Annotated in this window: 21 protein-coding genes; 12 read left to right on the forward strand and 9 right to left on the reverse strand. The window is 68.4% G+C overall.

Annotated features, from left to right (window positions below):
* The first annotated feature begins 13 nt into the window (after positions 1-13).
* Positions 14-964, forward strand: coding sequence for an acyl-ACP desaturase (locus AC5W7N_RS25915; RefSeq protein WP_195019290.1), 951 nt, complete (start codon positions 14-16; stop codon positions 962-964).
* Positions 961-2,010 (forward strand): alpha/beta hydrolase, encoded by a 1,050-nt coding sequence (locus AC5W7N_RS25920; RefSeq protein WP_163814931.1) that lies wholly within the window; start codon positions 961-963, stop codon positions 2,008-2,010. The genes AC5W7N_RS25915 and AC5W7N_RS25920 overlap by 4 nt, the downstream gene beginning before the upstream one ends.
* Positions 2,011-2,013: 3 nt before the next feature.
* Here AC5W7N_RS25920 and AC5W7N_RS25925 read toward each other — a convergent pair whose 3' ends face one another.
* Both AC5W7N_RS25925 and AC5W7N_RS25930 read right to left on the reverse strand, forming a co-directional pair.
* The gene (locus tag AC5W7N_RS25925; protein WP_195019291.1) at positions 2,014-3,051 is read right to left on the reverse strand and encodes a fused (3R)-hydroxyacyl-ACP dehydratase subunits HadA/HadB; all 1,038 of its coding nucleotides are present in this window, start codon (positions 3,049-3,051) and stop codon (positions 2,014-2,016) included.
* A gap of 46 nt (positions 3,052-3,097) precedes the next feature.
* A complete protein-coding gene (locus AC5W7N_RS25930; protein WP_228815068.1) occupies positions 3,098-3,718 on the reverse strand; it encodes a YdcF family protein in 621 nt (206 codons plus the stop codon).
* 393 nt (positions 3,719-4,111) lie between these two features.
* Here AC5W7N_RS25930 and AC5W7N_RS25935 point away from each other — a divergent pair, with 393 nt between their 5' ends.
* The 3 genes from AC5W7N_RS25935 (at position 4,112) to AC5W7N_RS25945 (ending at position 7,694) form a co-directional block, all read left to right on the forward strand.
* Complete coding sequence (locus tag AC5W7N_RS25935) at positions 4,112-5,305, forward strand: esterase/lipase family protein (RefSeq protein WP_495922370.1); 1,194 nt, start codon at positions 4,112-4,114, stop codon at positions 5,303-5,305.
* Between the two features lie 803 nt (positions 5,306-6,108).
* The gene (locus tag AC5W7N_RS25940; RefSeq protein WP_163817485.1) at positions 6,109-7,350 is read left to right on the forward strand and encodes an oxygenase MpaB family protein; all 1,242 of its coding nucleotides are present in this window, start codon (positions 6,109-6,111) and stop codon (positions 7,348-7,350) included.
* Positions 7,351-7,382: 32 nt separating this feature from the next.
* Entirely contained in the window at positions 7,383-7,694 is a 312-nt protein-coding gene (locus AC5W7N_RS25945) for a hypothetical protein (RefSeq protein ID WP_194989827.1), read from the forward strand.
* Positions 7,695-7,726: 32 nt separating this feature from the next.
* Here AC5W7N_RS25945 and AC5W7N_RS25950 read toward each other — a convergent pair whose 3' ends face one another.
* On the reverse strand, positions 7,727-8,974 hold the full coding sequence (locus AC5W7N_RS25950) for a Glu/Leu/Phe/Val dehydrogenase dimerization domain-containing protein (RefSeq protein ID WP_228815069.1): 1,248 nt from the start codon (positions 8,972-8,974) through the stop codon (positions 7,727-7,729).
* 216 nt (positions 8,975-9,190) lie between these two features.
* Here AC5W7N_RS25950 and AC5W7N_RS25955 point away from each other — a divergent pair, with 216 nt between their 5' ends.
* Complete coding sequence (locus AC5W7N_RS25955) at positions 9,191-10,141, forward strand: LysR family transcriptional regulator (RefSeq protein WP_194989826.1); 951 nt, start codon at positions 9,191-9,193, stop codon at positions 10,139-10,141.
* Positions 10,142-10,165: 24 nt separating this feature from the next.
* Here AC5W7N_RS25955 and AC5W7N_RS25960 read toward each other — a convergent pair whose 3' ends face one another.
* A complete protein-coding gene (locus AC5W7N_RS25960) occupies positions 10,166-10,627 on the reverse strand; it encodes a hypothetical protein (RefSeq protein ID WP_163817479.1) in 462 nt (153 codons plus the stop codon).
* 224 nt (positions 10,628-10,851) lie between these two features.
* Between AC5W7N_RS25960 and AC5W7N_RS25965 the strand changes: the two genes are divergently transcribed.
* The 3 genes from AC5W7N_RS25965 to AC5W7N_RS25975 all read left to right on the forward strand — a co-directional run bounded on the left by AC5W7N_RS25965 (position 10,852) and on the right by AC5W7N_RS25975 (position 13,267).
* Positions 10,852-11,328 (forward strand): SLOG cluster 4 domain-containing protein, encoded by a 477-nt coding sequence (locus AC5W7N_RS25965; RefSeq protein ID WP_228815070.1) that lies wholly within the window; start codon positions 10,852-10,854, stop codon positions 11,326-11,328.
* Positions 11,329-11,588: 260 nt separating this feature from the next.
* The gene (locus AC5W7N_RS25970; protein ID WP_195019294.1) at positions 11,589-12,617 is read left to right on the forward strand and encodes an alpha/beta hydrolase; all 1,029 of its coding nucleotides are present in this window, start codon (positions 11,589-11,591) and stop codon (positions 12,615-12,617) included.
* A 173-nt stretch (positions 12,618-12,790) separates the two neighbouring features.
* A complete protein-coding gene (locus AC5W7N_RS25975) occupies positions 12,791-13,267 on the forward strand; it encodes an HAD-IIIC family phosphatase (RefSeq protein ID WP_163817475.1) in 477 nt (158 codons plus the stop codon).
* A gap of 126 nt (positions 13,268-13,393) precedes the next feature.
* Here the strand turns inward: AC5W7N_RS25975 and AC5W7N_RS25980 are convergent, their stop codons facing one another.
* Both AC5W7N_RS25980 and AC5W7N_RS25985 read right to left on the reverse strand, forming a co-directional pair.
* On the reverse strand, positions 13,394-14,989 hold the full coding sequence (locus tag AC5W7N_RS25980; RefSeq protein ID WP_195019295.1) for a GMC family oxidoreductase: 1,596 nt from the start codon (positions 14,987-14,989) through the stop codon (positions 13,394-13,396).
* Positions 14,990-15,148: 159 nt separating this feature from the next.
* Positions 15,149-16,879 carry a GMC oxidoreductase gene (locus AC5W7N_RS25985; protein WP_195019296.1) on the reverse strand — a complete coding sequence of 577 codons (1,731 nt, stop codon included), beginning with the start codon at positions 16,877-16,879 and terminating at the stop codon, positions 15,149-15,151.
* A gap of 100 nt (positions 16,880-16,979) precedes the next feature.
* Here AC5W7N_RS25985 and AC5W7N_RS25990 point away from each other — a divergent pair, with 100 nt between their 5' ends.
* Both AC5W7N_RS25990 and AC5W7N_RS25995 read left to right on the forward strand, forming a co-directional pair.
* Complete coding sequence (locus AC5W7N_RS25990; protein WP_163817468.1) at positions 16,980-17,669, forward strand: MerR family transcriptional regulator; 690 nt, start codon at positions 16,980-16,982, stop codon at positions 17,667-17,669.
* Between the two features lie 79 nt (positions 17,670-17,748).
* A complete protein-coding gene (locus tag AC5W7N_RS25995) occupies positions 17,749-18,441 on the forward strand; it encodes a TetR/AcrR family transcriptional regulator (protein WP_163817466.1) in 693 nt (230 codons plus the stop codon).
* Here the strand turns inward: AC5W7N_RS25995 and AC5W7N_RS26000 are convergent.
* Positions 18,418-19,104 (reverse strand): TetR/AcrR family transcriptional regulator, encoded by a 687-nt coding sequence (locus AC5W7N_RS26000; protein WP_195019297.1) that lies wholly within the window; start codon positions 19,102-19,104, stop codon positions 18,418-18,420. The genes AC5W7N_RS25995 and AC5W7N_RS26000 overlap by 24 nt on opposite strands.
* A 154-nt stretch (positions 19,105-19,258) precedes the next feature.
* Between AC5W7N_RS26000 and AC5W7N_RS26005 the strand changes: the two genes are divergently transcribed.
* Positions 19,259-21,295 carry a CocE/NonD family hydrolase gene (locus AC5W7N_RS26005; RefSeq protein ID WP_163817462.1) on the forward strand — a complete coding sequence of 679 codons (2,037 nt, stop codon included), beginning with the start codon at positions 19,259-19,261 and terminating at the stop codon, positions 21,293-21,295.
* A 9-nt stretch (positions 21,296-21,304) separates the two neighbouring features.
* Here AC5W7N_RS26005 and AC5W7N_RS26010 read toward each other — a convergent pair whose 3' ends face one another.
* Together AC5W7N_RS26010 and AC5W7N_RS26015 are read right to left on the reverse strand one after the other, a co-directional pair.
* Positions 21,305-22,609 (reverse strand): ABC transporter substrate-binding protein, encoded by a 1,305-nt coding sequence (locus tag AC5W7N_RS26010; protein WP_495922374.1) that lies wholly within the window; start codon positions 22,607-22,609, stop codon positions 21,305-21,307.
* Between the two features lie 112 nt (positions 22,610-22,721).
* Positions 22,722-23,903, reverse strand: coding sequence for an AI-2E family transporter (locus tag AC5W7N_RS26015; protein WP_495922376.1), 1,182 nt, complete (start codon positions 23,901-23,903; stop codon positions 22,722-22,724).
* Between the last annotated feature and the right edge of the window lies 1 nt (position 23,904).

Below are 23,904 nucleotides of genomic sequence, written 5' to 3' on the forward strand. Positions count from 1 at the left end.
CAAGGAGAACATTGTGACCACCGCGCTGACCGACCGCGATATCCTGCGCGAGTTGGAGCCGATCGCCGAGCGCCAGCTCGAGGACCATCTGCGCAAGGCCAAGGCCTGGCATCCGCACGACTATGTGCCCTGGGACGACGGGCGCAATTTCGCGGCTCTCGGCGGCATCGACTGGGAACCGGGACAGTCGAACCTGTCGGAAGTCGCGCGCGTCGCGATGGTCACCAATCTGCTGACCGAGGACAATCTGCCGTCTTACCATCGGGAATTGGCCGACACCTTCACTCAGGACGGGGTGTGGGGCACCTGGGTGGGCCGGTGGACCGCGGAGGAGAACCGGCATTCCATCGTGATGCGCGACTATCTGGTGGTGACCAGGGCGGTCGACCCGGTCGCGCTGGAACAGGCCCGCATGGCGCATATGACCACCGGTGTGGCGAAACCGGAGAAGGGCTCGCAATTCCTGCGCTCCACCGCCTACGTCACCTTCCAGGAGCTGGCGACGCGGATCAGCCATCGCAATACCGGAATCGCCTGTCAGGAACCGATTGCCGAACGGATGCTGCAGCGCATCGCCGCCGACGAAAACCTGCACATGATCTTCTATCGCACGATCAGCGGCACCGCACTGGATCTCGCGCCCGACGACATGCTCTGCGCGATCACCGATGTGGTGACCCGGTTTCAGATGCCCGGCCTCACCCAACCCGATTTCCGGCGCAATTCGGTGCTGTTGGCCAAGCACGGAATCTACGACCTGCGCCAGCACCTGGATGTGGTGCTGCGCCCGGTGCTGCGGGCCTGGCGGATCTTCGAACGCAGCGATCTCGGCGCCGCGGGCGAACGCGCCCGCGACGAACTGCACACCTTCCTCGACGATCTCGAGCGGCGTGCCCTGCGGTTCGAGGGACGGCGCGAGGCCGCGGCCGCGCGCCGGGCGGAACGGGCCGCCGCGGCCGGATGAGCACACGAATACCGGTGACAGCGGCGGCGATGGCGATGGTCGCCGCCGTCTGCGTGACGCCCGCGGCCGCGTTGCCGGCGCAGACCGCGCCGGGCCTGCGCTCGCCTGGGCCGAGCACCGAATCCGTCGTCACCCGAACCTCGCTGGTCCGCATCGAAGTGCTCGGCAAGCAGCGCATCCGGCTGCATATCGCGTCCGCGGCGATGCGGCGTGTCATCGCCATCGACACCCTGATCGGCACCGGCCCGGCGCCGCGTCCGACGCTGTATCTGCTCGACGGTGTCGACGGGGAGCAGACCTCGGGCTGGCTGACCAAGGGCGGGGCCGCGGAATTTTTCGCCGACAAACCGGTCGACGTCGTGCTCACCACCGGCGGCACCGGCAGCATGTACAGCGACTGGGTGCGCTCGGATGCGGCGCTCGGCCTGAACCGCTGGGAAACCTTCCTCACCGAAGAGCTACCGCCGCTGGTGGAAACCTATCTCGGCGGCACCGGCGTCCGGGCGATCGCCGGGGTGTCGATGGGTGCGCAGGCGGCGATGATGCTCACCCAACGGCATCCGGGAATGTATCGGGCGGTGGCGGGGATGAGCGGATGCTATTCGACCGCAGATCCGCTGGGCCGCGCCGTCACCACCATCACCGTCGCCTCCCGCGGCGGGAACCCGGAGAACCTGTGGGGGCCGCCATCGTCACCGGAGTGGGCCGCCCACGACAGCCTGCTCGGCGCCGAGCAATTGCGCGGCACCGCGATCTACCTGTCCGCGGCCACCGGCGCGCCGACCGGCGTCGATCTGACCGAGGTGGCGCGGGCGCCCGATATCGTCGCGGCCCTGGGGGAGATGGGCGGCGGTGCGGCGCTGGAGGCGGGCGCGCGCTCGTGCACCGAACGTCTCGCCGCCCGGCTGGACGAACTCGGCATTCCCGCCACCGTGGAGCTGCTGGACGCCGGCATGCACACCTGGCCCGATTTCCGGGCGCAGCTGCCACGCACCTGGCCGACGCTGGCGACAGCGCTGGAAGTGCCGCGCACTCCAGCGCGCTGAAACTCATTCGGCGAAGCGCACTTCGGCGGCGGCGTAGCCGAACAGTTTGCGCCCATCCGAGCGCGCGTCGATGGCGATGGTGCCGCGGCGCCCACGCGGATCGAGCGAGGTGATCCGTCCGCTGAACTCGATCGGGCTCGACGCCAGCGCCGGCACCCGCAGATAGTGGGTGTTGTGCGCGAATTGCGCGCGCAGCCGGGTCACCGCCGCCGGGTCGCCGAGCCAGGAGCTCAGATAGCCCGCGGCCAGACCGAGCTTGAGCATGCCCGGTGCCACCACGGTGGGCAGCCCGCATTCGATGGCTGAGCGTTCGTCGAACAGTACCGGGTTCGTATCCCCCGTGACCCCCGCGTAGTTCACCAGATCACCACGAGACAGCCACTGCACCCGGGCCGGTAGGACGGCGCCGACTCGTAGCGTCGAGGGATCGATGGCGGTGCGCGGGACATGGGGCGGCGACATGGCCGTGACGACCTCCGAACCGGCTTCGGTGATGGTGCCGGGCACGGTGTCCGCGCGTGCGTCGGTCATCGCCACCCGGCGCACCGCCTCACCCAGGCGCTCGGCCTCACCGGTGCGGGCCAGCAACGCCGTCGATCCGGTCTGCACCACCTGGCCCTTGGCATCGGTGAGGACGCTCTTGATCGCCATGACGTCGTAATCGGCGAAATGGCGGAACGATTCGAAGTAGATATCGCAGGTCAGCTCGTCGCCGGCGATGAGCGGGCGGCCGATGTCGATCACCTGATCGGCGTGCAGAATCCGGGCGGGGTCGTAGCCGGTGAGCACCGTGTCCAGGATTTCGCGGTGCACTCGGAGCAGGATGATCGACGCGAACGTCGCCGGTGCGATCAGGCCGGGATACCCCAGTGCGGCTGCGGCGGATTCGTGCCGATGGGCCGGGTGGCGGTCCTGCACCGCGCGGGCGTATTCACGAATCTTCTCCCGGCCCACGGTGTATCGGTGCGAGGACCGGTAGCGGTGGTCGAGCAGCGCCCGTACCTGATCGGCGGGGGCTACTGTCGTGGCTGCCTCGGACATCTGTGCTCCTCAGAATGCGCTCGGAACGGGGATGGGCAGGTCGGGCTCAGCGCATGGGGCCGAACACCCAGGCGGGAACGGGGTTGTGGTCGGGGGTGACGGCGCTGGCCACCGGGACGCCGGCACCGAGGAAACTGGCGACCGCACGGTCGATGTGGTCGGCAGAGGTGACCACCACGGCGTCACGGGCACCGATTTCCTGCATGATCCGCGCCGAATGGTGCGCGTTCTGCACGGTGTCGACGGCCGCCGCCTCCAGATGCACCCGCTCGGCCGGAATGCCGTGGCGTACCAGCCAGTCCGCCATCGCGACCGCCTCGCTGACGCCGTTGCGCGGGTTGCCGCCGGTGACGATGATCGGTGAGCCCGGCGCCAGCAGGGCCTGGACGTATCCGGCGCGCAGGCGCGCGATCAGCTCGGGCCGCATGCTGCCGTCGGGGAGTAGACCGTAGCCGAGGATCACGATCGCGGTGCCCGGCCCGTGCACCTGGGCCAGTGGACCGGAGACGAATTCGGCCGAGCCGGTCGAATCGGCCGCCGCCGCAGGCGGTTGCAGGCCGGACCCGATCACGGCGGCCGCGCCGAGCAACGTGCAGGCGGTGAGCCGCAGGCCGAGTCGTCGGCGCCGGGGCCTGCCTGCGGGCCGTGGGCGGGTCGGCGATGCCATCGAGTCGATCATGGGCGCTCCCAGAAAATGTGCCGAGTGGTTGCCACCGTCGGCGGAAATGTACTGCTCCATGATTCGGCACCGCGTGGTGAATATGTCGTGATCTGTTGGTTATCTGGAGGATTCACCGATTTTCGCGGCCGCTTTTCGTGTCGATCCACGTGCGGTTGTGATGGCGTACCTGCCGCGGCTTTGCGGCGCTGTGAAATTCACCGTGGCCGCGGGCGCGGGATATCTGTGCCCGGTCCCTAAGGGCGGGCAACGGCGTTCGTGAGGTTTCCAGACACCGTTGCCGCACGGCGGTTTCAGGGGCGTGCGGACTTAGCGTTGGCGCAGTTTCCGTGCCGTCGACCGGCACGTCGGCACTGGATCGTATGTTCAGGAAGGCATGTGATGAGACGTAGTACCTCTGGCCGGTTGTGGCGTTCGGTGGTGGTGGCGGGCGCGGTGGCGCTGGCGTTGACGTCGGTGGGTGGTCGGGCTGCGGCTGCGCCGACGGAGCAGGATTTGGCCGATTATATTGCGGCGGGTCGGTCGGTGGCGGGGCCGGTGGCTGATTCGGGGTCGAGTTCGGGGTCGGCGTGTGATTCGGGGTCGGGTGCGGGTTCGGGTAATGGTTCTGGTGATTGTTACGGCGGGTCCGGGAGTAGTTCGGGGTCGGCGGGTGGGTATGCCTCCGACACGGTGGGGTGGGGTCCGGCGCAGACGTCGTGGCTGGCGGCATTCGCCTATGGGCTGGCCAATGGTGATGCGGCGCCGCCGGGGGCCAATGACTGGAATTGCAAGCCGACGCCCGAGCATCCGCGGCCGGTGTTGTTGATCCATGGCACGTGGATGAACGCCTACAACGGCTACGCCTATATGGGTCAGCCGATCAAGGATGCCGGGTTCTGCACCTTCACCTTCAACTACGGGCGGTCGAACCTGCTCGAGGGTGGTGGCCTGGGGTCGGTGTTGCCGGGGGTGATGGGCACCGGCTACATCCAGGACTCGGCCAAGCAGTTGGCGGTGTTCGTCGATCGGGTGCTGGCCGCCACCGGTGCCTCCGAGGTCGATATCGTGGCCCACTCGCAGGGTGGGTCGATGTCGAACTGGTACACCAAGTTCGAAGGCGGTGCGGCGAAGGTGAAGAACCTGATCACCTACGGCGCCACCCATCACGGCACCAGCCTGGACGGGATCGGCGCGCTGGGGCGTGCGATCAACAACCTGGGCATCGATATCCTCGGGTTCATCGAGATCTTCGTCGGGCATGCCGGGATCCAGCAGACCATCGGTTCGGACTTCGTCAACCAACTCAACGCAGGTGGTGACACCGTGGCGGGGGTGGATTACACGATCGTGGGTTCCCGCTACGACGAGATCACCAACCCCTACGACCTGACCTTTTTGAAGCCGGGTCCGGGTGCCACCGTCCGCAACATCACCCTGCAGGACGGTTGCGAACAAGACATCTCCGACCACCTGACCATGATGTATTCCCCCCGCGCGCTGTCGATCGCGTTGAATGCCCTGGATCCGGTGCAGTTCCCGCAACTGCAATGCACCTTCAACCCCTGGCTCATCGGCGGCGGCGGACAACTCTGACCACCCCCCTAGACCGGCACCCACCGGACCGGATCGACTAGCGACTCCGGCGACCGGCCCGATGGCTGCCAGGCCGCCGTGCCCAGCGTGCCGGCGGACGGGAGACCCCTCAACCCGCCCCTGTCCGTCCTCCGCATCGAGCGCGCGGCGGAAAGTGCCCACCGAACGGCCGAAACGCACCCGGCCGTTCGGTGGGCATGCGGCGTTTCCGGGGTACGTCGAGAGCCGGTCCGATCGGGCCGGCTCTCGACGCCATGATGGACCGACACTGGGACCGAGGCGAGGCCGTCGGCCTCCATCGACCACCGATGGCGGCCGACGGCCTGTGTTGTGCGCATTTCGGCGCCGGAACAGGATCCGGCGGCGCACGCGGAATTCGTCGCCAAGTCTCGCTGCCGCCCTGACCCCAGACGTGGCGATGGCGGTAGGCGCGATGGACCGAACGCGGTGAGGTTCACGGTCGATGGACGTTCTCGGTTGTACTAAGTTACTGGGCATTGCTGGCGCCTATTGCCCCGTGTGCGGCTGGGGCCGCGGTGCCGGGCGGCCTCTCCGCATCACAGCGCACTTCATCTGCGGAACGCGGTTCTCCCTGGTGATGCGTGTCCGTTCAGCGTTGTTGATCATGTCCGTGCGGACCGACTGCTGACGGAAGGGGAGTGGACGCACCGTTGCTCCGAAAACGTGTACAAGGTTACGGCGCCCTGTTAAGTTAATGACTATTCCGCGATGTCGCGGAGGTGGCGTCCGGGCCGCCCTCCGCGTGATCGGGATCTGCTTGTACTCGATGAGGAGTGGACGTCATGGATGCAATCAACAGGCGTAATGCGTTGAAGGCCGGGGGGATTCTGGGGGCGATCGGCGCCATGGCGGTGGTCTCGCCTGCCCGCGCGCAGCCCTGGACCTGGTCGCCGAACGGTTCGGTCGCCGGATCCGGGACCGGCGCCGATCCGATGACGGTGTGGGATCCCGAGGCCGACGAACTGGTCGCTGGTCTGATCGACCGTGGCGAAGTCCCCAGGGTCAACGAGTTGCTGCGCACCTGGACCAGAAACGGTCAACCGCTGCCCGACGGGTTGCCGCCGCAACTGCGCGACTTCATGGAGTACGCCCGGCAGATGCCGCACTGGACCGATCCGGCGAAACTGGGCACCGCGATCGAGTTCAACAAGAAGCGCGGGCTCTACCTCGGCGTGCTCTACGGCTTCGCCAGCGGAATGATGAGCACCGTCATCCCGAAGGAAGCCCGCGCGGTCTATTACTCCAAGGGCGGCCACGACCTGAAGGACCGCATCACCAAGACCGCCAAACTCGGCTACGACATCGGCAGCAACAACGCCTACGCCCCGGACGGGGAAATGGTCGTCACCTGCGTCAAGACGCGGTTGGTGCATGCGGCGGTGCGGCATCTGCTTCCGCAATCTCCGCACTGGGTGCAGTCGGCCGAGGAAGACATTCCGATCAGCCAGAACGACATGATGGTGACCTGGCACAGCCTGCCGACGACCGTCATGAAGCACCTGACCAATTGGAAGGTGCCGATCCCGCCGCACGAGTCGGAGGCGTTCCTGCATTCCTGGCAGGTCGCCGGGCACATGCTCGGTATCCGCGACGAGTACATCCCCAATTCCTGGCCCGAAGCCAATTCCCAAGCGGCGCAGGTTCTCGACCCGATCCTCGCCGCGACCCCGGAAGGGGCGCGGCTGGCCGACCGGCTGCTCGGCCTCGGCGCCAACGTCGATTTCGCCATCCTCAGCAAGCCGGTGCTCGGCTCGTTCACCCGGTTCCTGCTGGGCGACCGCATCGCCGACGGGCTGGCCATTCCGCGTGAACCGGTCTGGGATCCGCTGCTGCGGTTGAGCTGGGGGCCGTTCATCGCGGTGCGCGAAGGCGTGCTGACCGTGGCACCGCCGACGGCGGAGGTGTACTGGCTGTTCGACGAATTCCTGCGCAAGGGCGCGCTGACGTATCTGTCCGAGCTGCGGATGCCGATCAGCATCGAAATCCCGACCATGAACCGCGATATGAGCAAGCCGCATCGCTGACCACCCGATTCATCGAATAAAGGAGCGCGACAGTGCGTAATTCCCTCCGTTGTGCCGCGGCCTCACTCGCGGCGGCTTCCCTGGTCGGCGCCGCGGCCGGTGCGAACGCCGACGCCGGGTCCGCGGCTTCGGTCACGCCGGTGGCCGAGGCAGGTACCGGATCGTCCATGCTCGACGCTGGCTCCTCGGCCGCGCGATCGGCCGGAGTCCTTGCGCAGCAGGGCGACATCATCGGCATCATCGTGCTGCTCGGCATCACCCCGTTCCAGATGCTCACCAGCGGCATCTGCGATCTGGCCACCGGTTCCGGGCTCGGGAATCCCTGCTCGCCCTCACGGTATTGATCCGCGGCGCCGATGGACCGCTCCGGCGCCGATCAGGGGATGACGACCGGCCCCTGGATCGGTGCCGGATCGTCGGCCCATCGCTGCCCGGCCTCGCGCGGGGTGAGACCCTGCTCGGCCCGGGCCGCCAAGAGCTGGGCGACCTTGGTGTGCATGATGGTGCGCAGCCGGTCGAACGAGGTGTCCGGGTTGTCGTCGACCTCACCGAGCAGCAGCCACCACGCCCAGGCCACCGCGCCGGCATTGGCGACGAAATCCGGCACCACCGGGATGCCACGGGCGGCGAGCATGGCCTCGGCCTCCGGTGTGGTGGCGGCGTTCGCGGCCTCGACCACGACCCGGGCCCGGACGCCGAAGGAATTGTCCGGAGTGATCGCGTACGAGATGGCCGCGGGCACCAGAATGTCGGCGTCGCAGGACAAGATCGCGCCACGCGGCAGCTGTTCGATGCCCGCGGGCAGCCGGTTGCGGTCGATCTCGCCGTAGCCGTCGCGCAGCTCGAGCAGCGCCGGAATGTCGAGGCCGGCGGCGCGGTAGAGCGTGCCTGCGGCGTCGGCGACGGCGGTGACCGTCATCCCGGCCTCGTGCAGGTAGTAGGCCGCGGCTCCGCCCATGGTGCCGATGCCCTGGATCGCCACCCTCGTCCGGGCCGGCGCCTGCCCCCACCAGACCGCGACCGCCAAGCAGGCGTGAGCGACGCCGTATCCGCCGATCACATCGCCGAGCAGGAAACCGCCGTCGACCGCCGCGTCGAGCCCGCGGCGCACCCGGGCCAGCGTGGCGGCCGGGTCGTCGGCGCGACGGATCGCGGCATGATAGCTCTGCCCGAGGCCGAGCTTGTCGAACACCGCATCGATCAGATGTTGCGGAACACCGAGATCCTCGGCGGTGACCCAATGCGCGTCCAGCCACGGGCGCATCGCCTCGCAGAACCGTTCCAGCACCTCGATCGCCCGCGGATCCTTGGGGTCGAAGTCGATTCCGCCCTTGGCTCCGCCGACCGGTAGGTCGAAGGTGGCGGTCTTGGCCGCCATGCCGCGCGCCAGGTCCTCCACCTCGCTCATCGTGCATCCGGCGCGCATCCGGGTGCCGCCGGTGGCCAGCCCGGCGCGCAGGGTGTGCACGACCAGATAGCCGGTGGCGCCGGTGAGCGAATCGGTCCATTGCAAGCGCAGATACGGTTCGGTCCGGCGAACAGCAGCGCTGGGCGGCGTCGGCGCGCATCCAGCGACATCGCTCACCGGTGCGGGACCGCCGACCGGTTCGTGCATTGTCGTCATGACGGACACCTCCCTGTTCGTGCTCGTTCCGGCCGTCGGGGAATCGCCGCGTCGCGCACACTCCGGTCCGGTTTCGATCCCACCCGATGTGGGTAGGACCTGTGCTGCCCAGCGTGCATTCGCACAGGTCCACCCGTCTATTTACGGTTGGTTCACGGCTGTGTTCACCGTTGCTGCACAGCGCTGCGGGCGGACGGAGCGCTTAGGCTCGGGGACATGGATCTGTCGCTGGCCCGCCTGCGGATGCTGCGCGAGTTGCATCGCCGCGGCACCGTGACCGCGGCCGCGTCGGCGCTGCACTACACCGCCTCGGCGGTGTCGCAACAGCTGGCGCAGCTCGAGCGCGATGTCGGCACCCGGCTGCTGGAGCGGCGTGGACGTCGGGTCCAGCTCACCGACCAAGGAGTGCTGCTGGCCGAGCATGCCGAAGAAATCCTGGCCTCGGTCGAACGCGCCACCCAGGCGCTCGAGGATGCGGCCGAATCGGTGACGGCGAAACTCACCGCCGGGGTGTGGGCTTCGGTGGCTTCCGGTCTGCTGCCCGACGCCCTCAACGCCCTCGCGCGCACCCACCCCGGCATTCTGGTGCGCACCCGTGAACTCGCCCCGGAATCGACCGCCGCGGCGGTCCGTGACGGGGCGCTCGATCTGTCGTTCGTGCTCGACTACTCCAATTACCCGATGGCATGGGACGGCGGCCTGGAACGTGCGGTGATCGCGGTGGAGCGGCTCTACGCCGCGGTACCGGCCGGTGCCGTCCCCGCCACCAGCGTGACGTTGGCCGAGCTGGCCGAATACCCGTGGATTCTGGCGCCGGCCCGCTCGCACTTCGGGCACGCGGTCCGGTTGGCGTTCCAATCGGCAGGGGTGTCGCCGCGGATCGACCACGAGGTGGAGGAGCAGGCCACCGCCATGGCGATGGTCGCTGCCGGGCTCGGCGTCACCCTGGTGTCCGATCTCGGCCTCGCCTTGCGGCCGCCGGGAGTCGACATCATCGCGCTCGGCGACATCCTCACCCGCACCGTGTCGCTGGCCTACCGCACCACCACCGCGCGGCGCGCGGCGCTGCTGCTGGTGGTGGACGCGATCAGGGCCGCTGCTCAGGACAAGGGCCTGGGCGCCGATACCGCGCTACCGGATTCGGCCGAGGCGCCGCCGCCGCGATGACGGGCAGCCGCCGGCGTCATGTCATCAGTTGTCCCAACCGGCCAACGCCGAGGCCAGATCCGGCACCTCCAGAATGTCGATGGCCTGTTGACGCACATCGGGGCAGGTCTGGGTGGTCACCGTGTCGACGATCGAATTGTCACGGATCACCTCGTCGTTGAGCCCTTCATTGCGTGCGGCCCAGTTCTGCACCGTGCCGTTGAAGCTCACCTTGGCCACGGTGGAGCCCTGGTCGCGCCAATTGTCGAGTTCGGGTTCGATCATGTCGCACAGCTGCTGCGCCGCCTGCGGGGTCACGGTGTCCTCGTCTCCGCCGGGTGAGGTCGTCGCCGCCCCCTGGGTGGTCATGGTGATCGTCGGCAGGTCCGGCGTCCGGGGCGCCGGATCGGACCCGTCGTCGTCACCACACCCGGCCAGCACCGCACCCGCCGCCAACGCGGCAGCCGCCACCGTCGATCGCATCAGATAGCCACGGGACCGTTGCATCACTTCTCCTCACAGATAGGGGTACCTGTCGTGGCTGTACCCGATCGATGTACGGGCAACCAGGGGCTGGTAACGCGCCGCCGATCGCGAAGACGATCCGCGCACTCCGAGGCTGCGTCGATAATCGTCCGCAGCGCATCATCGGCCATGGTGGCGCGGCGTATTCGCATCATCAGTGCCGCGCGTAGCGGTGACGCCGGACATTCGAATCGCAAGGAGTGAGGTTGACCCCGATCCAGGTAGCTGTGTGCGGGCCGCGCGAATGCGGCGAGGCCGATGCCGCCAACGCGCGTGCGGTCGGCCGGTTGCTGGCCGAGGCGGGGGCGACGGTGCTGTGCGGGGGTGGTGGCGGGGTGATGGCAGCGGTCGCCGAGGGGGCCTCGAAGGCCGGTGGGCTGGTCATCGGGGTTCGCCCGGGCACCGACCGGGACGGCGTATGCGACGGCTTGTCCGCCGTGCTCTACACGAATATGGGCCAGGCGCGTAACGCCATCCTGGTCTGGTCCGCCGACGCCGTCATCGTCATCGGTGGCTCATGGGGGACATTGTCGGAACTGGCGCTCGCGAACCACCGCGGCGCCGTCCGGGTGGTGACGCTGGGTGGGTGGCGGATTCTCGACGCGAACGGGAAACACGTCGGATCCGGCATCATCGCCACCACTCCCGAATCCGCTGTCGAAGCCGCGCTGGCCCGGGAGTAGCTCACCTGTCTCGCCGTCGGTTACGCGCCGCGCCGCGCCGCGCGGTGTGGTCGCCGGTGGCCGCGCACACCTGGACGACGACGCCGGATTGTGTTGTCTCTCTAGGCGTGAACTCCGCTGTTGGTGAGGTATCCAGAGGCGATCTTGTTCGCCCGGTGACGGCCTCCGCGCGCTCTAGGTTGGTCGGTGATTCACCAGCAGTCGACCAGCTGGACGGCGCCGCGACCGGTCGCCGTCCAGGACAGGAGCTTTCGCGTCTCATGATCGGATCAGGAATGGCCCGCCGTACGCGGGGACGCGTGCTTGCGGTCGCGTTCGCGATGATGGCGGTGGCGCCCGGTGCCGCGGCGGTGGCGCCGAACGCGACGGCCGAGCCCGCATCGTCGATCACCGGATCCTGGGAGGTCGACGACCGCACGGTGCAGCTGCGGGTGCACTCGGCCTCGATGGACACCGACATCATGGTGAACGTGCAGCGGCCCGCGGATCGGTCGGTGCCGCGGCCGACGTTGTATCTGCTCAACGGCGGTGGTGGTGGGCAGGACAGCGCGACCTGGCAGAAGAACACCGATGTGCTGCGGTTCCTGGCCGACAAGGATGTCAACGTGGTGCAGCCGATCGGCGGGCGATGGAGCTACTACACCGACTGGCGTGCCCGTGATCCGAAACTCGGTGTGTACAAGTGGAAGACGTTCCTCACCGAGGAACTGCCGCCACTGATCGACGCGGAATTCGGCACCACCGGCGTCAACGCCATCGCCGGGCTGTCGACCTCCGGTACCTCGGTGCTGCAGCTGCCCATCGCCAAACCCGGCCTGTACCGCGCCGTCGCGGCCTACAGCGGGTGCGCGCAGATCAGCGATCCGATCGGGCAGCAGTTCGTGAAGATGGCGGTGGAGTCGTGGGGCGGTGGTGACACCGACAACATGTACGGCCCGCCCGGAGACCCGATGTGGGCCGCCAACGACCCGTATGTCAATGCCGAGGGATTGCGCGGGCTGAAGTTGTTCATCTCCACCGGCACCGGCATCCCGGGGATGTTCGACGTGTACAACGGCACCCACATGCAGCCGGGTCCGCGTGGTTTCGCCAATCAGCTGGTGCTGGGCGGGTTGATCGAGGCGGCGGTGAACTGGTGCACCCACAATCTGCGCGACCGGCTGCATCAGCTGGGCATTCCGGCCACCTTCGATTTCCAGCCCACCGGCACCCATTCGTGGGGGTATTGGCAGCAGGCGATGAAGGACTCGTGGCCGGTGCTGGCCGACGGCCTGGGGTTGCCGCGATGACGGCGCGCGCACGAGTGGTCGTCGGGTGATGGGTATGGGTAGCATCGTCCCGGCCGCGTCGGCCCGGGAAAGCTGGGTCTTGCCCGGCCCGTGCCGTGCGCTGGATGGTGTGCTGGACCCGCCTGCCGTGTTCGGCGCGGCAACAGCGATACGAGACCGATAGGGGCGCCGAGATGCAACCGGCACTGCGATGTCTTGTCTGGGAACTGGACAACACGCTGTGGGACGGCGTCGTCTACGACGGCACGGCCGGCGCGTTGGATCGTTCCGCTCTGCGCACGCTGCGGATGCTGAGCGAACGCGGAATGTGGCATGCGGTGGCCAGCCGGGGCGACCGGACGCGCACCACGGACATGCTGCGCAGGCACGGACTGCTCGAGATGTTCTCCGTCGTCGAGATCGGCTGGGGCCGTAAGTCTTCGGCGATCGTCCGGATCAGCCACACCCTCGGGCTGCGATTGGACTCCATCGGATTCGTCGATCCCGAACCGGTGGAACGGGCGGAAGTGGCGCGGGCGTTGCCGCTGGTGCGTTGCTATGCGGCGCGCAATGCGGGCATGCTGCTCAACCATCCCGACTTCCGGCCGGTGGTGCGCCCCGACCGCGATCCCACGCCGCCGCTGGGATTCGCCCGGGTGCCCGCCCTCTGAACCACCCGCGCGCCACCTTCCCGCTCGCGACCGGGAGACCGGATCTCAGCGAGAACGCTGCCGCGCGACGCCGGCCCGGCCCGCCCTCGTGCGGTTCTCACCGAGATCGAGGGCGTGCCGCCCGGTTCAGCCGCGCGCGTCGCGCTTGATGAACGTCGCCGCCTGCTCACCGATCAGCACCGACGGCGCGTGCGTATGCCCGCGCACCAGCACCGGCATCACCGACGCATCGGCCACCCGCAGACCCTGTACCCCACGCACTTGCAGCTGCGGGGAGACGACGCTGGCCGAGTCGGAGCCCATCCGGCAGGTCCCGGCCGGGTGATAGAGGGTATGGGAGTAGCGGTTGAGCGACAGCTCCAGCGTCTGCTCGATATCGGCGGGCGGCTGCGGCGGGTAGATCAGCGGCCCGAGCACCGATTTCAGCGCGGGCGCCTCGGCCAGCCGCACGCAGGTGCGCAGCCCGGACATGATCGCGGCTCGGTCGGCGCCCTCGGCGTCGGACAGATAGCGCGGGTCGATGATCGGCTTGGCGGACGGATCCTTGGAGGCGAGGCTGATGCGGCCCCGGCTGTGCGGGCGCAGCAGGACCGTCGCCAGCACCACACCGTGCTCGGTGGGATCGACGAGCCCCTCATGGAAGAACGGGGCAGGGGCGAAGATCAGCTCCAGATCGGGCAGCTCCAGATCGGGGTCGCTGCGCAGGAAGCCGTAGGCCTCGCCGACATTGGAGGTGAGCATGCCCCGATGGCGCAGCAGATAATCCAGCAGCTGACGTGGCTTCTCGGCGGCGAACAGCGAATCCGATTCCACCCCGTAGCCGACCGCCGCCACCAGATGATCTTGCAGGTTCGCGCCGACCTCCGGTGCGTGGTGCACGGTCTCGATGCCGTGGCGCTCCAGTTCCGCACGGTCGCCGATGCCGGAGAGCATGAGGAGCTGCGGTGTGTTGATCGCGCCGCCGCACAGCACCACTTCGCGTCGCGCAGTCGCGGTGACCGTGGCGTCGCCCTGCCGGAATTCCACGCCGGTGGCGCGGGTTCCGTCGAAGAGCACGCGGGTGGCCAGCGCTTCGGTGCGCACGATGAGGTTCGGCCTGCGCAGCGCCGGACGCAGGTAGGCGTCGGCGGTGCTCCAGCGCCTGCCGCCGCGCTGGGTCACCATCGTCTGGCAGAAGCCCTCCGGCGCGGGCCGGTTGGGCGGCTCCACGGTGAAGCCGCATTCGCGCACCGCCTCCAGATAGGCGGCGGTCGATCGGCGTGGGCTGCGCTGATGGGCGATGTGCAGCGGACCGTCGGTGCCTTCGTCGGGATATTGGGCGCCTTCGACGTTTTCGATGCGACGGTACTGTTCGACGACCTTGGCGAAGCTCCAATCCTCGCCCGCCAGCAGCGCCCATTCGTCGTAGTCGGCGCGGAACCCGCGCACCCACATCATGGCGTTCATCGACGACGACCCACCGAAGGTCTTTCCGCGCGGCCAATAGATCTGGCGGCCGTCGAGCTCCGGCTGCGGTTCGGTCAGGTAGTCCCAGTCCACCTCGCTGCGGAACAGCTTGGCGAACCCGGCCGGAATATGAATGAACTTGTTCTTGTCCTGCGGCCCGGCCTCCAGCAGCAGCACCGTGGTATCGGGATCGTCGCTGAGCCGGGCGGCCAGCACCGCGCCCGCCGACCCCGCCCCGACGATCACATAGTCCGCAGCGACCTCACCTGTACCCACTGTCCATCTCCGATCTCACTGTGTAGGGCAAACATACGAGCACGTGAAGGTCACCGGGCCGGATTCCGTCCATCGCGGGCCGATTCGCGCCGCCGACGTCGCCGGATACGCCGTGCCCCCGCCGGCGAGGAGCCGACGGGGGCACAACGAGACGGGGGATCAGCCTGCCGCGGGAGCGTTGTCGGAGCGGCGACTCGGCACGGTCGGCAGCTTCAACGCGGTGGGGGCATGCGCCGGGACGACCGGGTTGCGCGGCGCGATGGGCGCGATGCGCTGATATGGGGCGTTCTGATCCGGACGCAGATCCTGCTCACCCTTGTTGGGCCAGTAGGCGGCGGCGCGTTCGGCCTGCGCGGTGATGGTCAGCGACGGGTTGACCCCGAGGTTGGCCGAGACGGCCGCGCCGTCGACGACGCTGAGCGTGGGATAGCCGTAGACGCGGTGGTAGGCGTCGATCACTCCGGATTCGCGGTCGGCGCCGATGGCCGCGCCGCCGAGGAAGTGCGCGGTGAGCGGGATATTGAACACCTCACCCCATGTGCCGCCTGCGACGCCGTCGATCTTCTCGGCCACCCGGCGGGTGACGTCGTTACCGGCGGGAATCCAGGTCGGGTTCGGCTGGCCGTGCCCCTGCTTGGAGGTGAGCTTGCGGCCGAAGAGCCCGCGTTTGGTGTAGGTGGTGATGGAGTTGTCCAGATGCTGCATGACCAGCGAGATGATGGTGCGCTCACTCCAGTTGCGCACGCTCAGGAAGCTCAGCAACGTCAGCGGATGGCGCAGCGCGATGCCGAGGAAGCGCAGCCAGCGCGGGATGCGCCCACCGCCGTCGACCATCAGCGTCTGCAGCAGGCCCATGGAGTTCGAGCCCTTGCCGTACCGCACCGGCTCGATATGGGTGTCGGGAGTGGGGTGGATCGAGGACGTGATCGCCACGCCCTTGGTGAAGTCCTGGCCGGGGATCACCTTCTTGGTGGCCGCACCGACGATCGACTCGGAATTGGTGCGGGTGAGCACGCCGAGCCGTTCCGAGAGGTCGGGCAGCACGCCCTGATCGCGCATGGCGTGCAGCAGCTTCTGGGTGCCGAGGGTGCCTGCGGCGAGCACCACCTTGCCCGCGGTGTAGGTGGCCGGGCTCTTGCGGACCCAGGCGCCGGTGCGTTCGGTCGCCACTTCCCAGCTGCCGTCCGGCTGCGGGCGCAACGCGGTGACGGTCGTCATCGGAATGACCTGCGCGCCCGCCTTTTCCGCGAGGTAGAGGTAATTCTTCACCAGGGTGTTCTTGGCGCCGTACTTGCAGCCGACCATGCAGTCGCCGCACTCCAGGCAGCCGGTGCGCTCGGGGCCGACGCCACCGAAGTACGGATCCTCCACCGTTTTGCCGGGTTCACCGAAGAACACTCCGACCGGCGTCTGCACGAAGGTGTCGCCGACGCCCATGTCCTCGGCGACTTGCTTGAACACCTCGTCGGCGGGGGTCATGTGCGGATTGCGGACCACGCCGAGCATCTTCTGCGCCTGCTCGTAGTACGGGGTCAGCTCATCACGCCAGTCGGTGATATCGCGCCACTGGGCGTCCTGGAAGAACGGCTCCGGCGGCACGTACAGGGTGTTGGCGTAGTTGAGCGAGCCGCCGCCGACGCCGGCGCCGCCGAGGATCAGCACATCGCGCAGCGGGTGGATGCGCTGAATGCCGTAGCAGCCGAGCTTGGGCGCCCACAGGAATTTGCGCAGATCCCAGCTGGTCTTGGGCAGCTCGTCGTCGGCGAAGCGGCGGCCGGCCTCGATGACGGCGACCTTGTACCCCTTCTCCACCAATCGCAGCGCCGTGACGCTGCCGCCGAACCCGGACCCGACGATGAGGACGTCGTAGTCCGTCGCTTGCTCAGACATGGGGAAACTCCTCGGTGGGCGTCGGCAGTGACGCCGGTTACGCTAATGACGACAGTTGGAACTGTCAACGAAGGGTGCGCTTGGTATCTATGCTGGTCGCGTGTCCCGATACAGCCGCACCCAGCTGGCCGAACTGAGCGGCGTCCCGGCGCGAACGATCCGCTACTACCACTCGCTCGGCTTGCTGCCCAAGCCCGAGCGAGTCGGCAAGGAAGCCCTCTACCGCACCGAACACCTCGACCGGCTGCGCGACATCCTCGCCATGCAGGCCCGCGGCCTGCGCCTGGACGCGATCCGCGAGGTCTTCGCCAGCGACGCCGGGGCGGGCGCGAGCGATTGGCGCGCGGTGTTCGACCCGCGCAAGCCGGGACATTCCGACCAATCCGCCGTCCTCGACGACGACGAACTCACCGAACTGCTCGGCGACCGCCGGCCCGACATCGTCGAGGAACTCTTGGCCGCCCAATACCTGGAACGGCACGGCGAGAACTGGGCAATCCCGGACCTGCCCATGCTCAAGGGGGCGCTGATCCTCTACGACGTCGGCACCGACGTCACCCTCAGCGGCGCACTGCGCAAACTGATCCGGGCGCGCATCGCCGAGCTCGCCGACGAAATGGTGCGCACCTTCCGCGACGCGGCCGCGACCAGTTACGGCGGCGAGGGCATCGGCAGCGACCTCAGCCGATTCCGCGACCGGTTCCGTGCCGCGGCCTGGGAGGTCGGTGGCGCCACGCTGGCCGACGAAATCGAACGCGCGGTCGCCGAGCTGGACGAATCCGGGCGCTGAGCCGGCGGCCGGCCACGCTGTGGGGGAGCGGTGATCACTGTTGTTGACATCGCTCTCGGCGATGGGTCAGGGTGAGCGCATGACCACACCGAGGGCCCGCGCACGCGCCCAGACGATGGAAGACATCAAACGCATCGCGCGCACCCAGCTGGCCACCGAGGGGGCCGCCGCGCTGTCGCTGCGCGCGGTCGCCCGTGAACTCGGCGTCGTCTCCTCGGCGGTCTACCGCTACGTCCGCAGCCGCGACGAGCTGCTGACGCTGCTGGTGGTCGACGGGTACGACGCCCTCGGCGATGCCGTCGACGCCGCGGTCGCGGCCGCCGCCGCCGATCCGGCCGCCCGGCTGCGCGCCGCGGCGCACGCCGTCCGCGACTGGGGTCTGGCCGAACCCGCCTGGTACGGACTGCTTTTCGGCACACCGGTGCCGGGCTACGCCGCGCCCGCCGAACAGACCGTCGCGCCCGGCACCCGCGTCATCGCGACACTGCTGCGCCTGGTCGAAGCCGCGCACCGCGACGCGGCACTCGACGAGCCGGCCGCGACCAAGCCCATTTCCTCGGCCACTCTCGGCGATTTCGCGCGCATCCGAACCGAATTCGGCCTGGAGATCCCCGACTGGCTGCTGGCGCGGGCACTGGTGCTGTGGAGCGCGCTGTTCGGCGCCGTCAGCTTCGACGTCTTCGACATGTACGGGCCGGGCACCTTCACCGACCGCACCGAGGTGTTCGACCTGCAGTTGACCGGCTGGCTAACCCTGCTCGGATTCCGCTGAACCCGCGCCGGGCCGCTGTGCACCGCACAGGATGAGTGCGGTCCTGGTGAACAGTGGCGCCAGGTCCGGCAAATGCTCGGCACCGCGCTCGTACAGGCAGGCGACGATCCGATCACTGATCCCGCCGAGCAGCATGTCGATCAGCGCCGGATCCGGATCGACGGGAACCTCACCGCGCTGCACACCGATCCGCCCGACCGCCACGATGTGCTCGGCGAAGAGCCGATGGACCCGCGCGCGATGCTCGATCAACGCCGGTCCGGCGGCCAGGATCTCGATGTAGAGTGCGCGCGTGGCGGCCGGGCGGGCGGCCAGGATCTCCAGGAACACCCGGAACGAGGTGTGCACCCGTTCGGCGAACGGCGTATCCGCGCCGAGGGTGATCGTCTCGGCGAGCAGTCCGAGGCAATCGGCCACCGCGCTGTCGTAGGCGGCGGCGAAGCATTCCTCTTTGCCGCCGAACAGTGCGTAGAAGGTGCGCCGGGCCACCCGGGCCCGCCCGACGATCTCGGTAACCGTGGTCGGGGCATAGCCCAGCTCACCCACCGCCTCCAATGCGGCCGCGCACAACCGCTGGTACTGCGAGTTCTCGACTTCTTCGCGGGTGAGGCGGTGCGGGCCATGGGGCAGCCGATCGGGCGGCCCGTCAGTCAGCACGGTCATGCGACCAGGATATGGGCTCGACGGACACGAGCTCTTCGCCGCGACCGGGCACCGGTGAGATCCGGGTCATAGTTGCCACGGAATGTGATCCATCCTATGGTTACCCGCGAGTCAGGAACGATGGAGTTCCGCTCTTGTCGGGATGAGGGGACACATGATCAGACATCGACGTCTCGTTCGGAGTGCCGTAGCCACCCTGGTGACCATCGTCGCGGTCACCACCGCGCTGGTGGCGGCCCAGACCGGGCAGGCACAACCGGACGGCGGCGCGCTCGGCGCGCACTGGACCGCCACCCATGACGGCCCACGCGCCTACCCGAATGTGCACATCGACTGGGATGTGCCCATCACGATGAGCGACGGCACCGTCCTCAAAGCCAACGTCTACCGTCCGGCCGACGCCGCGGGCAGGCCGATCGAGGAGAAGACGCCGACGATCGTCAACCTCACCCCGTACACCAAACTCGTCGGCAACGTGCTGGATTCGGCGCTCACCTTCCCGGTGCTGGCCGACGCCCTCACTGAACTCTTCAAGAGCTTCGACCTGTCCGCCTACGGCCTGGGTGGGCTCACCGAGATCACCAAGGCCATGCCCGCGGGCACCCTGCGATCGTTCGGCGTGGACCGCAAGCTCATTCAGAGCGGCTACACCCAGGTCGTCGTCGACGTGCGCGGCACCGGCTTCTCCCAGGGCACCTGGCAGGTCTTCGGCGAACGCGAACAGCTCGACGGCGTCGAAGTGGTGAACTGGGCCGCCGCCCAACCCTGGTCCACCGGCAAGGTCGGCATGACCGGCATCTCCTACTCGGCGATCAACCAGTTGCAGACCGCCGAACGTAAACCCGAAGCGCTGCAAGCGATCTTCCCGATCGTGCCGGGCAGCGACCTACTGCGCGACATCGCGGCCACCGGCGGCGGCGTCGGATTCGGGTTCCTGCCCGCCTGGCTACTGGCCGTCAACACCTCCAAACTGATCCCGGACGTGAAGTCGATGTTCGACGGCCGGTTCGACTGGAAATGGCTGGCCGACCGCGTCCAGGACCCATTGACCTTCGTCAACTACCTGCTCGCCGCGCTCACCGTGCCCAGCGTCGACGCCATTCCGCCGCACCTGCTCGAACTCATCCAGGAAGACAGCGCCATCCGGCAATCCTGGCTCGGCCACCCCGACAAGATCGACATCCCGACCTTCGTCTACGGCGGCTGGCACGACATCTTCACCTACTCCTCGCCCCGGGTCTACAACGCCGTCGACGTGCCCGACTCGCAGAAGAAGCTCATCATGGGCGACATCTACCACCTGACCACCGGCAGCGGAAACGGCCTTCCCGGCGCGCCACCGCGACTGGACGTGCTGCAACGCGCCTGGTTCGACAAGTGGCTCAAGGGCATCGACAACGGCATCGACACCTACGACAACGTCACCCTGTGGCAGCAGGGCGGCGGCTGGACCAGCACCACCGCCTTCCCCCGCCCCGGCATGGACTACCGCCGCATGTACCTCGACGCGGCACCGTCGGGCACCGTACGCAGCGTCCACGACGGCAGCCTGAGCCCCGCGCCCGGCGCACCCGCCCAGCTCACCGTCGCACCCGGACTGGCCACGCTGTGCTCGCGTGATTCGGCCACCGGCACCGCGGGCATCACCGGCATCCTCGACGCCTGCGCCAAGGACTCGCGGATCAGCGAAACCAGCGCCCTGACCTTCACCAGCGCCCCCGTGCACGGACCGACCGAGATCTCCGGCCCGATCAGCCTGCACCTCAACGCCGTCCACGACGCCACCGACGGCTACTGGTCGGTGACCGTCAACGATGTCGCGCCCGACGGACGCTCTACCGTGCTCACCAGCGGCCAGCTCACCGCCTCACTGCGGACCGTGGACGAGACGCGCGCGAGCCGCTCGGCCAACGGCGACTACACCGACCCATACCCCGTCCTCACCCTCGCCACCAGGCAACCGCTGGTGCCCGGTCAACCCACCGTCATCGATATCGGGCTCACCGCCACCGACGCCATCCTGCAGCCCGGGCACCGGCTGCGCGTGGACGTCTACGCGATGAACTTCCCGCGCGGGCTGCCGCTGCGCCCACTGCTCAACGAGAGCGAGCTCAAACCGCAGCACGTGCGACTGGACCCGAACCAGCCCAGCTGGATCAATATCCCGGTCTCGGGCACGCCGGGGTGGTGACCGCCGCCGTCAGAACCGGATACACGGTTCGGTGAGCTGTAGCCGGCGCGAAGTCGGACCGTGGAAATCGGTGGCCACGGTCCGCAACCCGCTCGGCGCCCCCGCATCCGGCACCCCGACCACCGCCCGATGCGCCGCCGGGTCGGGCGCTCCCGCCGCATAGTCGTGCGGCGGGAGCATGCCCTCGAAATCCACCGGCAACCCCTCGGCCACGGCCGTACGCAGCGCCGTCCGGTCGACGGTGCCCGCGGCCACCACCTTCTCCAGCACCGCCCGCATCGGATAGCTCAACGCCCAGCCGGCGTTGTAACCCCAATTCTCCGGGACCCGCGGCGCGGCGGCCCGCGCGCTCACCGCACCCGCACTGGCGCCGTCCCATCCGTCGAAGGGCGCGGTGGTCGCGTAGCGGGCGGTCAGCGCGGGCCCGGCGGGGGAGTCCAGCAGCGCCGCGTTCCACGTCGGCAGTGAACCGATGAACCGGCCGGGGTAGCCGCGCTGCACCAGCTTGCCGACGATCTCGCCGGCCTCCACCGGGCCGGTGGCCAGCACGATCGCGTCCGGCGGATCGGCCAGCAACTGCTGGACCACCGAATTCTGGTTGCCGAGCTCCCGATTGGACGCGGTGGTGATGTTCGCGGTGACCGGCACGTTGTTGGTCATCGCCCAGGTACGCGCTCCCGACGCGTAGTCCTCACCGTAATTACCGGAATAGGCCACGACCGCGATCCGCTCGGGCCGACCGTACCGCTGCGCGAGCCAATCCAGCCCGAGGACCGCCTCGGTGCAGTAGGAGTAGCCGATCTCGAGCACCAGACCACGATCGGTCTGTGAGTATTGCCAGCCCGACCACAGCGTGCCCGCACCGGTGAGCATGTCGTCGCTGTCCATCTGCCCCAGGATCGTCTGGGTCTGCGAGGTGCCGAGGCTCATCGCCAAAGCCAGCACATGCGGCTGCACCTTCGCGTACGCGGCGGCGTAGCGCGTCGGGTCATAGCTGGTGTTCTCCACATAGGTGGTGTCGTCGACCTCGTAGCGGCCGCCGATCCCACCGGATCTGTTCACCGCGGACCAGAAGGCATGCTGGCCGTCCTGCAATGCGGTGCCGAGCGAGGCGAACGGCCCGCCGCCCAGATCCGACAGCACACCCAGATAGAGACAACCCTTGCTCTCGTCCACCGCCTGCGGACAAGGCGCACTGGTGACTCCCGGCCCCACCGCGTCCGCGCCGGAGCCCGAACAACCCGACACCAGCAACACCCCCGCGACGGCCGCCGCGACCGCATCTCGCACGCGCCGCGCCGTCGTATTCCGCATTGTCAACGGTCACCTTTCACACCCCACCGAAACATCCGGTGGCCCTGGTGAACCGGGACTGTAGCGGCAGGCGGCAGGCGATGAGGGCGTTTTCGACCTTGGCGTGCGGCGATCAGTCCGTCGCGGGCGCCAGATCCGATCCCGGCTCCGCGTCCGCGTCCGGCTCCTCGGGCGGCGGTGTGGTGAACACATCGATCTGCTCGCCCACATAGCGGATCACCACCGCCGCCACCGCCGCCACCGGCACCGCCAGGAACGCCCCGACGATCCCGTAGAGGGCACCGCCTGCCGTCACCGACAGCAACACGATCACCGCGTGCAGCTTCATGCTGCGGCTCTGCAACACCGGTTGCAGCACATTGCCCTCCAGCTGCTGCACCGCGACGATGATGCCGAGCACGATCAACGCCGTGGTCAGGCCATTGGCGACCAGCGCGACCAGCACCGCGAGCGCACCGGCGACGAACGCGCCGACCATCGGGATGAACCCACCGAGGAAGGTGATCACCGCGAGCACCAACGCCAGCGGCACATCCAAGATCACCAGCCCCAGACCGATCAGCACCGCGTCGATCATGCTGACCACCGCCTGGGTGCGGATGAACCCACCGAGCACCGCCCAGACCCGGGCCAGCACCTCCTCGAGGTGCCGGCCGGCAGGGGAGCCGACCGTATTGTGCAGCCACGGCAGGAAACGCGGGCCGTCCTTGATGAAGAAGAACGACAGCACGAGCACAAGGAACAACGTGATCAGCGCCGACGTCGCCGCGCTGACGCCGGTGAACACGCCGGTCGCGATCTGCTCGGCACTGGACTGCAATCGGCTGACCACCGCGTCCACCGCGGAATCCAACTGCTCGTCGCGCACATTCAGCGGCGGGCCCTGCAACCAATCACGCACCTTGTTGATGCCCTCGGTGGACTTGTCCGCCAGCGCAGGCGCCTGATCGACCACCGACGGCACGATCAGCGCGATCACACCCGCCAGCACCCCGAGGAACCCGATCACCGTGATGGAGGCGGCCGCGGCCGGACGCAACTTGTGATCCATGAGCCAGCGGGCCGGCGGCCACAGCACGGTGGCGACCACGATCGCCAGCAGCACCGGCAGCAACACCACCCACAGCTTGGCGACCACATTGCCGATCACCCAGGCGCCCGCGGCGATCGCGACCACGCACAACGCCCATTTCGCCAGCCACAGCACCCCGACACCGATGGCGTCACCCCGATTCGGCGTGCGATCGCGAGCGGTCTTCTCGGGTGCGGTCTTGTCCACGTTCGGCCCGTTCACG

Source organism: Nocardia sp. CDC519 (assembly GCF_059509835.1).

Bases quoted from the DNA above. Each gene is read 5' to 3' on its own strand.
- AC5W7N_RS25960 (WP_163817479.1), bottom strand. From the start codon at position 10,627: ATGCAACGGTCCCGTGGCTATCTGATGCGATCGACGGTGGCGGCTGCC.
- AC5W7N_RS25930 (WP_228815068.1), bottom strand. From the start codon at position 3,718: ATGGCATCGCCGACCCGCCCACGGCCCGCAGGCAGGCCCCGGCGCCGA.
- AC5W7N_RS25985 (WP_195019296.1), bottom strand. From the start codon at position 16,879: ATGTCTGAGCAAGCGACGGACTACGACGTCCTCATCGTCGGGTCCGGG.
- AC5W7N_RS26000 (WP_195019297.1), bottom strand. From the start codon at position 19,104: ATGACCGTGCTGACTGACGGGCCGCCCGATCGGCTGCCCCATGGCCCG.
- AC5W7N_RS25940 (WP_163817485.1), top strand. From the start codon at position 6,109: ATGGATGCAATCAACAGGCGTAATGCGTTGAAGGCCGGGGGGATTCTG.
- AC5W7N_RS26010 (WP_495922374.1), bottom strand. From the start codon at position 22,609: ATGCGGAATACGACGGCGCGGCGCGTGCGAGATGCGGTCGCGGCGGCC.
- AC5W7N_RS25950 (WP_228815069.1), bottom strand. From the start codon at position 8,974: ATGACGACAATGCACGAACCGGTCGGCGGTCCCGCACCGGTGAGCGAT.
- AC5W7N_RS25935 (WP_495922370.1), top strand. From the start codon at position 4,112: ATGAGACGTAGTACCTCTGGCCGGTTGTGGCGTTCGGTGGTGGTGGCG.
- AC5W7N_RS25925 (WP_195019291.1), bottom strand. From the start codon at position 3,051: ATGTCCGAGGCAGCCACGACAGTAGCCCCCGCCGATCAGGTACGGGCG.
- AC5W7N_RS25955 (WP_194989826.1), top strand. From the start codon at position 9,191: ATGGATCTGTCGCTGGCCCGCCTGCGGATGCTGCGCGAGTTGCATCGC.
- AC5W7N_RS25970 (WP_195019294.1), top strand. From the start codon at position 11,589: ATGATCGGATCAGGAATGGCCCGCCGTACGCGGGGACGCGTGCTTGCG.
- AC5W7N_RS25920 (WP_163814931.1), top strand. From the start codon at position 961: ATGAGCACACGAATACCGGTGACAGCGGCGGCGATGGCGATGGTCGCC.
- AC5W7N_RS26005 (WP_163817462.1), top strand. From the start codon at position 19,259: ATGATCAGACATCGACGTCTCGTTCGGAGTGCCGTAGCCACCCTGGTG.
- AC5W7N_RS25995 (WP_163817466.1), top strand. From the start codon at position 17,749: ATGACCACACCGAGGGCCCGCGCACGCGCCCAGACGATGGAAGACATC.
- AC5W7N_RS25975 (WP_163817475.1), top strand. From the start codon at position 12,791: ATGCAACCGGCACTGCGATGTCTTGTCTGGGAACTGGACAACACGCTG.